Source organism: Limnohabitans sp. Hippo3, assembly GCF_003063665.1.
Lineage (GTDB): Bacteria > Pseudomonadota > Gammaproteobacteria > Burkholderiales > Burkholderiaceae_C > Limnohabitans_A.
The window spans coordinates 70816-85608 of the sequence record NZ_NESF01000006.1; the positions used below are offsets into that span (position 1 = coordinate 70816).

A 14793-nucleotide genomic window follows, 5' to 3' on the forward strand; every position below is an offset into this window, starting at 1 on the left:
AAAAGTCAGATGCCGGGATGGCCTTCCAGCTGCAGCAGCGCCTGTTTGCGCCACAGCCCGCCTGCGTAGCCCGTGAGTTGGCCACCGGCACCCAGCACGCGGTGGCAAGGCACGATGATACTCACCGGATTACGCCCCACGGCTGCACCCACGGCCCGCACCGCTTGGGGTTTGCCCAGTTGCCGAGCCAAGTCGCCATAAGTTTGGGTGTGGTGCGGGTTAATGCCCAGCAAGGCCCGCCAAACCGATTGCTGAAACGGCGTGCCCGCTGACAGGTCGAGTGGGAGATCAAAAACCTGGCGCTGCCCAGCAAAGTAGGTTTGCAGCTGCGCTGCTGCAGCTTCCAGCAAAGGGTGTCCGGCATGGGGCTGCCAGTGCTGGCGGTCGGCATCGGATGGGCCGTGCTTTTGGTCATCAAACCAGACACCGCACAGGCCTTGGTCGCTGGCGGCCAGGGTCATGGGTCCCAAGGGACTGTCGTAGCGCAGGACGTTCAACGGTTTCATGGCGTATCAGGTGGTCTCGGTGGGCTCCATGGTAGCAGGGAAACCCTGTTTCGGGTGTTTCACGCGGCTGGTTGAGGCGCTGTTTGGAAGCGGTTTGGACGGACTTGCCGCCTACAATGCAGTCAAGGCACAAAGCCAAGCCCATGCGGCCATTTTGATTGTTGGATCCCATGCAAATCACCCCCTCTATTTTCAAAGCCTATGACATCCGCGGTGTGGTGCCGTCGACGCTGAATGAGCAAGTGGCCGAGGGCCTAGGCAAGGCCTTTGGCACTCGGGCGCTGGCCGAAGGCCAAACCACGGTGGCCGTGGGGCGTGATGGCCGCCTGAGCGGGCCAGGCCTTGCAGCTGCGCTCATCCGTGGTCTGGTGTCGGCGGGCATCCAGGTCATTGACATTGGTTTGGCCACCACGCCCATGCTCTACTTTGCAGCCAGCACCGTGTGCCAAAGCGGCATTCAGGTGACGGGCAGCCACAACCCCAAGGATTACAACGGCTTCAAGATGGTGTTGGCCGGTCGCGCCATTTATGGCGACGAAATCCAGGCACTGCGTCAGATGATGGAGGCTGAGAACTGGCAGCTCCAGAAGGGTGGCGGCGTGAGTCAACGCGATGTGCTGGCCGATTACACCCATCGCATCGTGGGCGACATCCGACTGTCGCGCCCCATGAAAATCGTGATCGACTCGGGCAACGGCATCGCTGGCGCCTCGGCCCCCGGCATCTTCCGCGCCCTGGGTTGCGAAGTGATCGAACTCTTCAGCGAGGTGGATGGCAACTTCCCCAACCACCACCCCGACCCGAGCAAGCCGGAAAACCTGCAAGACCTGATCCAAGCCTTGAAAACCACGGGTGCTGAATTGGGCCTGGCCTTTGATGGCGATGGCGATCGCTTGGGCATCGTGACCGCAGACGGCCACAACATTTACCCCGACCGCCAGATGCAGTTGTTTGCGCAAGACGTGCTCAGCCGCGTGCTCGGCGGTACCATTTTGTTTGACGTGAAGTGCTCACAGCGCCTGGCCCCGGCCATCGAGGCTGCAGGTGGCAAGCCCCTGATGTACAAAACCGGCCACTCGCTCATCAAGGCCCAGATGCGGGCCATCGAGGCTGCTGGGGGCCAGGCCCCCTTGGGGGGCGAGATGAGCGGGCACATCTTCTTCAAAGAGCGCTGGTACGGTTTTGACGATGGCACCTATGCCGGCTGCCGTTTGCTCGAAATTGTGAGCAAAACCCCAGACGCCAACGCCGTCTTGAACGCCTTGCCCACCAGCTTCAGCACACCCGAGCTGAACGTGGCCTGTGCCGAAGGCGAGCCGCACAGCGTGACCAGCGCCTTGCAGGTGCTGGCTGGCGATGCCTTCAAGGCACCCGCCAAGGTTTTCACCATCGACGGCCTGCGTGTGGACTGGCCCGATGGCTTTGGCCTGATCCGCGCCTCCAACACCACCCCGGTGCTGGTGCTGCGTTTTGAAGGGCAGACCGAATCGGCCCTGCACCGCATCGAGGCCGATATGCTGGCGCTGCTGCGCTCAGTCAAACCCGATGCACAGATTCAGGCGGCGGCGCACTGAGCAAGACCTTCGAGAAAAAACGTTCATGAGTGCCCTTCACCCTTTGCTGAGTTCTGACCCTGAGGTCATCGTGTTCAACTTGAAGCAGCGTTACACCGGTGTTTCTGCCACGATCAATGCACTTGTGCCTTTGCAGGCCCAGCAATGGCCCTTGGGTTTTTGCGGTGTGCGCATGTCCAACGGCATCGATGGCATGACCTTGGGGCAGGCGATTGCCCTGTCGCGCAAGCCGCCTAAGGGTCGACCTTTCCGCATTTGGCATGTTCGACGTGATCCGGAAATGATGGCGGCGATTTTTGCACGTGATGTGTTGCGGCTGCCGATCAAGTTGGTGTTCACCTCGGCGGCCCAGCATTTGCATGGGCGCTTTCCACGCTGGCTGATTTCCAAAATGGACGCGGTCATTTCCACCACGCCTCTGGCGGCCAGTTTTGTACCCAATACCACCGCAGTGGTGCCGCATGGCATTGATTTGTCTCGTTTCAGTCCACCGCCGGACAAACTCAAGGCTTGGGCCGATTCGGGTTTGCCTGGGGAATACGGCATTGGTGTGTTTGGTCGTGTACGGCCTGACAAAGGCAGTGATGTCTTTGTGCACGCCATGATCCAGGCTTTGCCCCAGTTGCCGGGTGCGACGGCTGTCATCGCTGGGTTGGCACAGCCGCAGCACCAGGCTTATCAGCAAGATCTTCAGCGCCAGATCGATGCGGCGGGATTGCATGACCGGATTGTCTTTTTGGGCGAAGTGCCCGCAGGTGAGGTTCACCTGTGGTACCAACGATGCCTGTTGTGTGTCGCGTGTCCGCGTTATGAGCCCTTTGGCTTGACGCCGTTTGAGGCGGCTGCCACGGCTTGTGCACTGGTTTGTTCGCGCACGGGGGCCTTTGACCAATTGGCCATACCCGGCCAAACCGGTGAAATGGTGGACACCGACGACGTGCCAGGACTGACCCGCGCGGTCGTCTCTGTGCTGAAAGATCCGACCCATGCGGTGCAGATGGGGCAGGCTGCACGTGCCCGGGTGAGCGAGCACTTTTCGCTGGCCCGGGAGGCCGAGGGCATCTCGCGCGTGTACAAGGGACTCTTTGAAAAGGCCCGAGCCGGATGACACGGGTATGGCCTGGTTTGACTGGCTTCGAGCGACTGGCCTTGATCGCCTACGGTGTCTTGTTGCACGTTTTGCAGCCTTTGCTGCGCCAAAAGCTGCGTCGTCGTGCGCAGCACGAGCCTCAATACGGGCTGAATGTGGCGCAAAGGTTCGGACAATACGCTGACAGCTCGCCTGAGGGCGGTTTTGTTTGGCTTCACGCCGTGTCCTTGGGGGAGACCCGTGCTGCGGCCTTGCTCTTGCCGGCATTGCGTGAGGTCTTTCCGGGTATGCGCCTACTTTTGACACACGGTACGGCCACGGGATGGGTGCAGGGCAGGGCGCTGCTGGAGGCTGGGGATGTTCAAGTGTGGTTGCCTTGGGATACGGCGCAGGCGACGCGTCAATTTCTGGCGCACTTCAAGCCCAGCATGGGCTTGCTGATGGAGACCGAGGTGTGGCCCCATCTGGTGCAGGCCTGCCGTCAAGCGGGTGTGCCCTTGTGTTTGCTCAATGCACGCATGAGTGAAAAATCCTGTCGCCGTGCATTGCGCTGGCCCGCGCTGTCGGGGCCTGCTTACCGTGGTTTGAGTCTGGTGTTGGCGCAATCCGTGCCCGATGCGCAGCGTTTGTTGCGTCTGGGTTGCCGGGATGTGCGTGTTGTCGGGAACCTGAAATTTGATGTTGTGGTTTCTGACCAAGCCCGAAAACAGGCGACACTTTGGCGTAGCGGTCTGGGCAGTCGACCCGTCGTGATGCTGGCCAGTACCCGCGAGGGGGAAGAGGTGTTGTGGTTGCAGGCGCTGCAGTCCCAACCCGATCGTCTCGAACAACTCAAGGCGCTGGGCGTTTTGTGGCTTTTGGTGCCTCGGCACCCGCAGCGCTTTGACGAGGTGAATGCTTTGCTTGCACAGGCCGCGTTGCTATGTGAGCGCAGAAGCGCATGGGGTGATCGTGAACCTGATGCGGCTCGCATGACCAGTGCCGATGTGGTTTTGGGCGACAGCCTGGGCGAAATGCAGACCTACTATCTGGTCAGTCGCATGGCATTGCTCGGTGGCAGTTTTGCACCCTTGGGGGGGCAAAATTTGATTGAAGCCGCAGCGTGCGCTTGTCCCGTGGTCATGGGACCGCACACTTTTAATTTTGCAGATGCGGCCACTGCGGCTGTTGAGCAAGGTGCTGCAGTGCAGGTGCAGGACATGCAAGCGGCCTTGGACCATGTGGTGCAGGCCTTGAGTCAGCCGCAGTGGCTTGAGCAGGCGCAAAAAGCGGCGGTTCAATTGCTGGAAAAAGGGCGAGGTGCTGTGCCCCAGCACATCAAAGCCTTGCGTTCAATGGCTGAGATCAACAGGCATGGGGACATGGCATGAGCTATCCGGCTTTTTCGCAGGTCACCATCGTGGTGGTCACTTACAACAGCGCACATTGTTTGCCGATGCTCTCGCCCTTGTTGTCGGTTTGTCCGAATGTGCTGATCTCGGACAATGGCAGTGACGACGGTACGGCGGACAAAGCGCAGATGCTGTGGACGCATGTCACGGTTCTGGCGCACGGTCGTAACCTCGGTTTTGGCGCAGCCAACAACCGCGCCTTGGCCCAGGTGAAAACACCATTTGCCTTGCTGTTGAATCCCGATTGTGAAATGACGCCACAGGCTTTGCTGGCCTTGCTGTCATCGGCTGAAATTTTCACTGATGTTGCGCTTTTGGCGCCCCAACTCATGGCCTCAGAGGAAAAGGCGGAGGTCAATTACAGGTGGCCCTCTGCGTATTGGACCAGCCGTGGTCCTGCCGCCGAAGGTCCGCTGTGTGTGGGCTTTGTTTGTGGCGCCGTCATGCTGCTTCGAATGGAGAGGATGGCCCTGACCGGCTTTTTCGATGAATGCTTTTTTCTGTACTACGAAGATGATGACTTGTGCCTGAGGCTTTTTCAGGCCAAGCAGCCGATGGTGCTTTGCCCTGATGTGAAGGTGCTGCATCGGTCGCGAGGGTCTGTTCGAGGCCGATCACCTTGGCGCAGTGAATACCTGCGTGGTTTTCACCATGCACAATCGAAGCTGATATTTTTGAAGAAACATGAGTCTTTGCAGGCCGCACAAAAGCTGCGAAGACGCCTGATTTGGACGACCACGCTGGCATTGCCATTGCGGGTCATCCTGTTTTCGCCCAAGCTGCTGGCCCGCATGTGGGGTCGTTGGTGTGGGGTGTTGAAATGGAAAGCATCATGAAGTCTGTAGATCGAACCACGCTGTGCATCGGCATTCTGACGATGAACGAGGAACGTCGGATTGCCCAATGCATTCAAAGCGCCAAGTTCGCCGATCAGATTGTGGTCGTGGACAGTGGCAGCACCGATCGCACGAGGGAAATCGCCAAAGAGCTGGGGGCGGAAGTTCAGCGCCACGATGACTGGCAAGGTTTTGCGGCTCAACGCACTCGTCTGCTGCAGTATGTCAAAACGGACTATATTTTTTTTCTGGATGCCGACGAAGTGATTGGTGAGGCCTTGGCCGAGGAAATTCGCGCCGCTGTAGCCAGCCAACGAGATGCCATTTGGGAGGTCTTGTGGAACCAGGTAGCCTATGGCCGGCCGCTCACATTGATGAAATCAACAGCAGGCGTCCAGCGTTTGTTCAAAACGGCATCTGTCGAAAAATTTGAGGGTGTCGTGCACGAGGGCGCCATCATGCGCAATGGGTCACGTCCTGTGATCAAGTTTCGCGAACGCTTGTTGCACTACTCGCGAGAAACAGTGCATGGCAGTTTGCTCAAATTGGCGCAGTATGTGCAGCACGGTGCGGCCAAGAGGGCACAGCTTGGTAAAACTGGCGGCGTGTTGCGCGGGTTTGCGTCGGCCTTCGCCATATTTTTGAAACTCTACCTTTTTCGTCGTGGTTTTTTGTGCGGTGCAGAAGGCTTTTTGTTCTGTTTTTTCATTGCGCTCGAATGCTTTTTCCGTTACGCCGCTTTGAAATATGACTTCAATGAACCAGGGGTTGCGCTTTCAAAGCGTTGAATCACTTCACCAATCCAAGATTGATCCATGAAAATTTTGCTCGTTCATCAAACCAAGATTCCTGTCTTTTCTTATGGAGGGACCGAGCGTGTGGTATGGGATTTGGCCAAAGGCCTGATTGAGCTGGGGCATGAGGTCACTTTTTTGGTTCCAGAGGGGTCAAGCTGTGATTTCGCCAAGGTGATTTGCATCGACGCTACGAAACCAATCATGGCGCAGATACCGTCTGACGCCTTTGACATCGTTCACTTCCAGTCGAACACGGAAATGGAACCTGATTTCCCTTACCTGGTCACTGAACACGGTAACAGCAAGCGGGAATATCCTTTTCCACTGAATACAGTCTTCATTTCCAAAAATCATGCGGATCGGTATGGCTCCAAAGAATTCGTCTACAACGGTTTGGACTGGTCCTCTTATGGGGCTGTCGACTGGAGCATGCCTCGCCTTCGCCATCATTTCCTAGGCAAAGGCTCGTGGCCTGTCAAGAACCTCAAAGGGGCGATTCAAGTGGCTCGCAGGGCGGGTGTGGAGCTGGCCGTGCTGGGGGGCACGCGACTGAATTTGTCTCGTACCTTCCGATTCACCCCATGGCGCTCCATCCATTTTCACGGCATGGTGGGTGGTGAGCTGAAGTTTCGCTTGCTCAATGAATCCAAAGGCATGATTTTTCCAGTGCGCTGGAATGAGCCTTTTGGCTTGGCCGTGATCGAGAGCCTGTATTTCGGCAATCCGGTGTTTGCAACCCCCTATGGCGCGCTCCCGGAGATCGTGTTGTCTGAACACGGATATTTATCTGATTCCGTTTCTGACTTGGCTCTGGCGGTTCGTGAGATGACGTTCGATCCTCGTGAATGCCATCAACGAGCGGTTTCCATGTTTAACCATGTGGCGATGGCGAAGGGGTATCTGGAAAAATACCAGCGCGTCCTGGATGGTGAGCGCATGAATGCAACACAACCCGTGCTCAAAGAAAATGGCCATCAACTGTTGCCTTGGATGGCCTGAGTCAGCCTCAGAAAAAATACCCGTCAAACTTTGAACTGGTATTCTGTCTGGCGCGTTTGCCGAAGCTGATCCGCGCCGCTCCGCAGAGTGTGCCTGCAAAATTTACTGTCCAAAAAGATTGTTCAGTGTTTGAACATCTTCCGCCTTGAGCACTCCTGCCGCTTGACGCAGCTTCAGTTGACCCAATAAGACGTCGTAACGGGCTTTGGCCAGATCGCGCTTGGTCTGGAAGAGTTGGCTTTGGCTGTTGAGCACATCGATGTTGATGCGCACGCCCACCTGGTAGCCCAGCTTGTTGGCGTCCAAGGCGCTTTGGCTGGAGGCTTCGGCGGCTTCCAGGGCTTTGACCTGGCCCAGGCCGGATTGCACGCCGAAGAAGGCGGTGCGGGTGGCTTGAGCGACCGAGCGCTGCGCGGCATTCAGGTCGTTGCGGGCTTTTTCTTCCAGTGAGACGGTTTCCTGAATGCGGTTTTGTGTGGCGTGACCCGCGTACAGGGGCAGGTTGAAGCTCAGGCCAATGGTGCCCGTGTTGTTGTTGACCCTGGAAGGAGATGCGTCACCACGGAACCGTGTACCGCCATAGGATGCGGTCAAATCCAGTGTGGGCATGTGCCCGGCTTTGGCTTTTTCGGTTTCGAGTTGGGCCACTTCCACACCAATGCGTGCTTGTTCAATGCTGGGGCTTTGCGCTGTGGCTTGTTGGACCCAAGTCTCGGCATCCCCAATCACGGTGGGGCTGAGGTTGGCCCCTGATTTGAGGGCCACGGGCTGCGCATTTTGCAAACCCACCGATTGGTCCAGCGCCAGCTTTTTGACGCGCAGATCGTTCTCGGCCGCAATTTCCTGGGCGGTCACGAGGTCGAAGCGGGCCTGCGCTTCACGGGTGTCGGTGATGGTCGAGGTGCCGACTTCAAAGTTGCGCTTGGCGGCAGCCAGTTGCTCGGACACGGCTGTTTTTTGGGCTTTGACAAAAGCCAGACTTTCCTGGGCGGTGAGGACCTCAAAGTAGGCTTGGCTCACACGCACGATCAGTTCTTGCTCGGCCGCTTTCAGTTGTGCTTGGGCCAAGCCGACTTGCATCATGCCCTGTTGGTAGCCTGCCCAATTTGCAGGACGGTACAGCGGCTGGCTTGCGCTGAGTGTGGCAGTTCGGGTGCCGTAACGGGCATCGCCAGCGGCGTTGATTCGGTTGTCGAAGTCGCTCTCACTGACAGTGGCGCCCAGTCCAGCAGTCGGGCGCAGCAAGGCTTTGGCTTGCTCGGCTTTGGCCAGGTTGGCCTGGTACTGCGATTGCGCGGCTTTGAATGCAGCGTCATGGCCTTTGGCTGCCTCATAAAGCTGAGCCAGGCTTTGGGCCTGGGCCGTGCCTGCCAGTGCAGCGGCCAAAGAAAGGGACAAAGGCAAGAGGCGCAGTTTCATGGAGAGCTTTCAAAAATTCAGCGAGGCCAGTCGGTTCAATACACCGGGATGGTCGGGTCGACTTGGGCAGACCAGGCGTGGATGCCGCCCGAGACGTTGATCACCTGGAAGCCATGTTGTTGCAAAAAGGCCGCCACTTGCATGCTGCGGCCGCCGTGGTGGCACAGGCAGGCGATGGGGCGGGATTTGTCCAGCTCATCCAGGCGTGCAGGAATGGTTTGCATGGGCATGTGCACCAGGTCCAGCGCGTCGGTTTTGGCGCTGGCGGTTTGCACTTCCCAGCCTTCACGCACGTCCAGCAGAACGGGGCGTTGGGTTTGGCCTTTGGCCCAGTCGGTCAGCTGTGCGGGGGAGATTTGTTCCATGGCGGGCCGTTCAGAATTGAAAGCGTGAGTGCTCGGGGAAACCACTCAGGCGAGGGGCGTTGCTGTCCCAGGGCTCTGTGGTCGTCCAGCTGCTCTCGCTGGTACGGGTGATCAGCGTGGCACGCATCATGGGCTCGTCCCCCACGATGGCGACCAGACGGCCACCCACGGCGAGTTGCTGCAGCAAGGCGGCAGGCACTTCGGCCACCGAGCCGCTGAGCACGATCACATCAAAGGGGCCATCGGCTGCTGCGCCCTGGCTGCCATCGGCTGTGCGCACGACCACATTGGTCACGCCAGCTTTTTGCAGGTTGGCTTGGGCTTGGGCGGCCAAATGGGCGTCGATTTCCAGGCTCAGCACGCTGGCGGCCTGATGCGCCAGCAAGGCGGCCATGAAGCCGGAGCCGGTGCCGATGTCCAGCGCTTTGTCGGTTTTTTTCACAGCCAGGTCTTGCAGCATGCGTGCCTGAACGCGGGGCGCCAGCATGACCTGGTTGGGTGCGGCACCCAGCGGGATTTCCATGTCGACAAAGGCCAGTGCTTTGTGCGCCATGGGCACAAAGTCTTCACGGCGCACGACCGAGAGCAGTTCCAGCACTTGGGGGTCCAGCACTTCCCAAGGGCGGATTTGCTGTTCGATCATGTTGAATCGGGCTTGATTCAGATCCATTTGGGTACTCCTGAGGGGGTTATCGCTAAATGCATGGATTTTAAGGGGGGCTGATGTCCTGACCCTGACGGGCGGGGGCAAGGCCTGCTTTGCGGCGCAGCCATTGCGCCAGGTCGTCCATGTAGCAGTACACCACGGGCACAACCACGAGGGTGAGCAAGGACGAGGTGATGACCCCGCCGATCACGGCCTGGCCCATGGGGGCGCGTTGTTCCGAGCCTTCGGTCATGGCAAAAGCCAGCGGCACCATGCCGAAAATCATGGCCAATGTGGTCATCAAAATCGGGCGCAAGCGGACTTTGGCGGCCATCAGGAGGGCCGCGCTGCGTTCCATGCCTGGAATGCGGCGGCCGTCCTGGTCGGTTTGGTCTTCACGGGCGCGGATCGCAAAATCCACCAGCAAAATCGCGTTTTTGGTGACCAGACCCATCAGCATGATGACCCCGATGATCGAGAACATCGACAAAGTCGAGCGGAAAGCCATCAGGGCCAGCACCACGCCGATCAGCGTCAGCGGCAAGGCCGTCATCAGGGCCAGGGGCTGGAGGAAGCTCTTGAACTGGCTGGCGAGAATCATGTAGATGAAAATCACCGCCATCGCCAGGGCCGACACGGCGTAGCCAAAAGACTCGGCCATGTTTTTGGTGGAACCGCCAAATTGGTAACGGTAGCCCGGTGGCAGGTTGACACCGTCCATGATTTTGCGGATGTCTGCGGACACTTCGCCTGCGGCGCGGCCATAGGTGTTGGCGTTGATGGCCACCTCACGCGTCAGGTCGCGGCGGTTGATCTGGTTGGACCCGGTGGATTCGCTGATCTTCGCCACCTGGCCCAGGCGCACCACACGCGGGTTGCCATCAGGCCCGGCAGCCACGGCAAACGGCAGCCGCTCCAGGTCTTGGGTGGCGTTGCGGCTTTCCGGGGCCAGGCGCACGTTCACGTCATAGGTCTGGTCGTCGGGGGCTCGCCAGTTGCCCACCGTCTGGCCAGCCACCAAGGTGCGCAAAGGCCCGGCGATCTGGGCGGTGCCCAATCCCAGATCGGCCGCCGAGTCGCGCAACACCTCCACACGGATGGTCGGTTTGTTGGCTTTGACGCTGGAGTCCAGATCCACCAGGCCGGGGATGTTGCGCACTTTGTCCATCACGCCCAAAGCCAGTCGCTCCAGCTCGCGCTGGTCGGGGCCTTGTAGCGAAAACTCGACCTGTTTGTTGCCGCCCACCGAGTCCAGCAGGCCCACGTGCGTGACCGTGATGCCCGGCACTTGGCTCAAACGCTCGCGCAGCACGCCCGACATCTCGTCCACATTGCGTTGTCGGTCCTTGCGGTCGACCAGGCGGATGTAGATGCTGGTGCTGTTTTTGCCCAATGAATTGCCCGTGTTCAGCGTGGCCAGGGTGTAACGCACTTCCGGCAACTCGCGGATGATGGCTTCTACCTGACGGGCTTTGGCTTCGGTGGCCTCCAGTGAGCTGCCCACGGGGGTCTGGAAATTCACGGTGGTTTCAGAAAAGTCCGCCTTGGGCACAAACTCGGTGCCTACGAAACGCAGCATGAAGATGCTCAGCGCAAAAACGCCCACCGCCATCAGCACGGTTTTGCGTTTGTGCAACAGCGACCAGGCCAGGATTGTTTGGTAACCCTCGGCCAGTTGGTCGGTGCCCCGGTCAAACCAGCTGGTTACCCGGCCGATGGTCTTGTCGTAAAAAGTGACGGGGGCGTGGCGCTGGCCATGCGCTTCGATGCTCGGGTCGTGCCAGATGCTCGACAGCATGGGGTCGAGCGTGAAGCTGACAAACATCGAAATCAGGACCGCCGCCACGATGGTGATGCCGAACTCGTGGAAGAACTTGCCGATGATGCCTTCCATGAAGCCGATCGGCAAAAACACCGCCACGATGGACAAGGTGGTGGCCAGCACGGCCAGGCCAATTTCTTGCGTGCCATCCATCGAGGCGTGCCAGGCGTTCTTGCCCATTTGCACATGCCGCACGATGTTCTCGCGCACCACGATGGCGTCGTCAATCAACAAGCCCACGCACAGCGACAAAGCCATCAGCGTGACCATGTTGATGGTGAAGCCGAACATCTGCATGAACATGAAGGTGCCAATCAGCGAAATCGGCAAGGTCAGCCCAGTGATGACGGTGGACCGCCAGGAGTTGAGGAACAGGAAAACGATCAACACCGTCAGCACAGCCCCCTCGATGAGCGTGCGCCGCACGTTGTCCACCGCCACACGGATGGGGCGGGAGCCATCGGTGATCGGCTCCAGCCGGATACCCGCGGGCGTCTGGTTTTGCATCTCGCCCACGGTTTTGACCAGGCCATTGATCACGTCGATGGTGTTTTCGTCCTGGGCTTTTTGCACGGTCAGCAGCAGCGTGCGCTGGCCGTTGTACAAGGCCATCGTTTCAAGTTCTTGGGCACCGTCTTGCACCCGGGCCACCTGCGACAGGCGTATGGGGGTGCTGCCTTTGCGGGCCACGATGATGCGTTCAAAGTCCTCGGGGCGTTTCATGCGCGATTCGATCTGAACCATGCGCTCTTGCTCCAGCGAGCGGATCGCGCCCGCGGGCAAGTCCTGGTTCTCGTTGCGAACTGCGCTGACCACCTGGTCTGCGGTGACGCCCAGCGCCTCCATGGCCGAGGGCTGCAGGTACAGGTTGATTTCGCGCCGGGTTCCGCCGACCAAAGAAACCGAGCCCACGCCGCGCACGTTCTCCAGACGTTTTTTCAGCACTTGCTCGGACCAGTTGGTCAGCTCCACCGCACTGGGGGCTTGGCCTTGCACCGCTTGCGGCACCACGGCCAGCGACCAGATGGCACGGGCGGACGGGTCGAAGCGCAGCACTTTGGGCTCTTTGACTTCGGTGCGCAGGCTGGGGCGGATGGCCGCCACTTTTTCGCGCACGTCTTCGGCCGCTTTGCGCCCATTGATGTTCAACTGGAACTCGATGACCACCACCGACTGGTTCTCGTAACTGCGGGAGGTGAGGGCGCTGATGCCCGCGATCGAGTTGACGCCTTCTTCGATCTTTTTGGAGACTTCGCTCTCCACAATCTCGGGCGAGGCCCCGGGGTACTCGGTGCTGACCACCACCACCGGAAAGTCGATGTTGGGGAACTGGTCCACCTTCAGGCGCTGGTAGGAGAACAGGCCCAGCACCACCAAGGCCAACATGACCATGGTGGCGAAGACAGGGTTTTTCAGGCTGACGCGGGTGAACCACATGGGCGGCCTCTTTCAGCGCACGCCAGCGGTGAACTTCACCTGGGTGCCTTCGCGCACCGCCCCAGCGCTGGCCATCAGCACCTGGGTGCCTTCACTCAAGCCGTTGACCTCGACCCAGGTCAGGGTGATGTTTTGTTGGGTTTTTTCGGTGCGGGTGCCGGTTTGCACCGACACATGCCGCACCCGATCGCCATCGACCACCTGCACATAAGGCAGAGGTTTGTCGGTGCGCACGCTCGACAGCGGTGCGGCCAGCGCCCGGGCGCTGCGTGTGCCGAGCAAGCCTTCTGCAAACAAGCCTTGCCGCAAGCCGTCCTGGCCGGGCACGCCCAAGTACACCAGCACACTGCGGCTGGCCGCTTGGGCCGCGGGGTTGATGCGCAAGACCTGGGCGGTCACGGTCTCCTCCTGCCCCTCGATTTTGAGCTGGGCCTTCATGCCTGGACGCACCAGGCCCGCATCGGCGGCGGGCAGGGCCGCTTCCAGTTCCAGCTGCGTGAGGTTGACCACTTCGACGATTCGGGCGTCCAGCGCCATGCGCTCACCGGGTTGGGCCAGACGTTGGGCAATCTGGCCGCTGATGGGTGAACGCAGCGTTGCATCGTCCAGCGCCTTGCGGGCCACATCGAGTGCCGCCACCGCCGCCATGTGGGTCGCCTTGGCTCCGTTCAGGTTGGCCATGGCGTTTTGCAAGGCGGTCTGCGAGATGAAGCCCTGGTCGACCAATGCCTTGTTGTTGTCGTACTGCTTTTGTGCAATGTCCACTTGGGCCCAAGCCGCGTCGGCTTGTTGCTTGGCTTGGCGCTCCCGCGCCTGGTATTCGGTGGGGTCGATGCGGGCGATCACCTGGCCGGCCTTGACCACGTCACCTTCACGAACGGTCAGCTCCAGCAGCTCACCCACCACGCGGGCCTTGACCATGGCGCTTTGGCTGGCCTTGAGCGTGCCCGAAACGGGCAGGCCCAGCACCATGTCCATGTTTTGAACCTGAACCACATCGCTGGCGCTCAACTCAATGACGGGGGCGGCCGGTGCGCTTGTTTTGGCGGTGTTGCTGGCAGGCTGGCGTTGGCTCAGCCAACGCGCACCGCCTGCGACCAAGGCGGCAGCGGCCACGGCCGTCAAAATCCAGAAAGTCGATTTTTTCATGGTGTAGAGGGCAGAAATCTGTTGAGTATCAGGCGGGAGACAGCCCGCGCGCCATCAGGCGGGCGTGCTGCGTTATGAAGGCTTCGGGGTCAATCTGTTCATGGCTGGGGCAGCACGGCCCCATGGAATGCTTCCACATCACCAAAAACAAGAGCGGTGCCATGACCGAGTGCAAGACCAGATCGACGTTCATGGCCCGGAACTCACCCCGGTCAATGCCACGCTGCAATGCGTTGCGCACCAAGGCGTGGGCCGGTTCAATCACTTCGTTGCGGAAAAAAATCGCCAGGTCAGGGAAGTTGCTGGCCTCGCTCATCACCAGTTTGGAAATGCCGGACGCCTTGGTGGCCCCATAGCGACGCCACCACTGCAACATCATCCATTCGAGCAACTCTCCGGTGCTGCCCAGAAACTGCGCCACTTCGGCTGCGCCTTGAGCCACGGGGGCCACCACGTTTTCGCGCACCACGGCCTTGAACAGGTCTTCCTTGCTCGGGAAGTACAAAAACAGGGTCCCTTTGGACACGCCCGCACGGGCCGCGACCTCTTCCACGCGGGTGGCAGCAAAGCCCTTTTCGACGAACAAGTCCAGGGCCGCTTCCAGCAGCTCGCCGGGGCGGTCTTGCTTGCGGCGTTCGCGTTTGTGGGGGACGGCAGGGTCGCTGGGGTTCACAAGGTATAGTTAATGACTGACTGGTTAGTAATGTAAGCTTTGCGCAGGGCTTCGTCAAGGCGCTGGCGCACTCAGGCGGCCAACAAAAA

At 59.7% G+C, this 14793-nt stretch carries 13 protein-coding genes; 6 read left to right on the plus strand and 7 right to left on the minus strand.

From position 1 onward, the window contains the following. Positions 1–5: 5 nt before the first annotated feature. Positions 6–506: a methylated-DNA--[protein]-cysteine S-methyltransferase gene (locus B9Z34_RS08620; RefSeq protein ID WP_108427711.1), complete on the minus strand. Its 501-nt coding sequence runs from the start codon at positions 504–506 to the stop codon at positions 6–8. A gap of 170 nt (positions 507–676) precedes the next feature. Here B9Z34_RS08620 and B9Z34_RS08625 point away from each other — a divergent pair, with 170 nt between their 5' ends. From B9Z34_RS08625 to B9Z34_RS08650, 6 genes are read left to right on the plus strand one after another with little or no spacing between them, the layout of a single operon-like run. Beyond that, on the plus strand, positions 677–2080 hold the full coding sequence (locus B9Z34_RS08625; RefSeq protein WP_108427712.1) for a phosphomannomutase/phosphoglucomutase: 1404 nt from the start codon (positions 677–679) through the stop codon (positions 2078–2080). Between the two features lie 25 nt (positions 2081–2105). Further along, positions 2106–3188, plus strand: a complete 1083-nt coding sequence (locus B9Z34_RS08630; protein WP_108427713.1) for a glycosyltransferase family 4 protein — start codon at positions 2106–2108, stop codon at positions 3186–3188. Beyond that, the gene (locus B9Z34_RS08635) at positions 3185–4540 is read left to right on the plus strand and encodes a 3-deoxy-D-manno-octulosonic acid transferase (protein WP_108427714.1); all 1356 of its coding nucleotides are present in this window, start codon (positions 3185–3187) and stop codon (positions 4538–4540) included. The genes B9Z34_RS08630 and B9Z34_RS08635 overlap by 4 nt, the downstream gene beginning before the upstream one ends. Next, complete coding sequence (locus B9Z34_RS08640; protein WP_108427715.1) at positions 4537–5397, plus strand: glycosyltransferase family 2 protein; 861 nt, start codon at positions 4537–4539, stop codon at positions 5395–5397. Before B9Z34_RS08635 ends, B9Z34_RS08640 begins: the two co-directional genes overlap by 4 nt. Continuing rightward, complete coding sequence (locus tag B9Z34_RS08645; RefSeq protein WP_108427778.1) at positions 5394–6185, plus strand: glycosyltransferase family 2 protein; 792 nt, start codon at positions 5394–5396, stop codon at positions 6183–6185. Before B9Z34_RS08640 ends, B9Z34_RS08645 begins: the two co-directional genes overlap by 4 nt. A 27-nt stretch (positions 6186–6212) precedes the next feature. After that, positions 6213–7193, plus strand: coding sequence for a glycosyltransferase (locus tag B9Z34_RS08650; RefSeq protein ID WP_108427716.1), 981 nt, complete (start codon positions 6213–6215; stop codon positions 7191–7193). 102 nt (positions 7194–7295) lie between these two features. Here B9Z34_RS08650 and B9Z34_RS08655 read toward each other — a convergent pair whose 3' ends face one another. The 6 genes from B9Z34_RS08655 to B9Z34_RS08680 are packed head-to-tail and all read right to left on the minus strand — an operon-like array spanning position 7296 to position 14704. Then, entirely contained in the window at positions 7296–8612 is a 1317-nt protein-coding gene (locus tag B9Z34_RS08655; RefSeq protein ID WP_108427717.1) for a TolC family outer membrane protein, read from the minus strand. Between the two features lie 35 nt (positions 8613–8647). After that, positions 8648–8977, minus strand: a complete 330-nt coding sequence (locus B9Z34_RS08660) for a rhodanese-like domain-containing protein (protein WP_108427718.1) — start codon at positions 8975–8977, stop codon at positions 8648–8650. Between the two features lie 10 nt (positions 8978–8987). Beyond that, positions 8988–9647, minus strand: coding sequence for a protein-L-isoaspartate O-methyltransferase (locus tag B9Z34_RS08665; protein WP_108427719.1), 660 nt, complete (start codon positions 9645–9647; stop codon positions 8988–8990). A gap of 40 nt (positions 9648–9687) precedes the next feature. Beyond that, positions 9688–12882 carry an efflux RND transporter permease subunit gene (locus tag B9Z34_RS08670; RefSeq protein WP_108427720.1) on the minus strand — a complete coding sequence of 1065 codons (3195 nt, stop codon included), beginning with the start codon at positions 12880–12882 and terminating at the stop codon, positions 9688–9690. A 12-nt stretch (positions 12883–12894) separates the two neighbouring features. After that, entirely contained in the window at positions 12895–14031 is a 1137-nt protein-coding gene (locus B9Z34_RS08675) for an efflux RND transporter periplasmic adaptor subunit (protein WP_108427721.1), read from the minus strand. Between the two features lie 28 nt (positions 14032–14059). Continuing rightward, positions 14060–14704 (minus strand): TetR/AcrR family transcriptional regulator, encoded by a 645-nt coding sequence (locus tag B9Z34_RS08680; protein WP_108427722.1) that lies wholly within the window; start codon positions 14702–14704, stop codon positions 14060–14062. Positions 14705–14793: the final 89 nt, after the last annotated feature.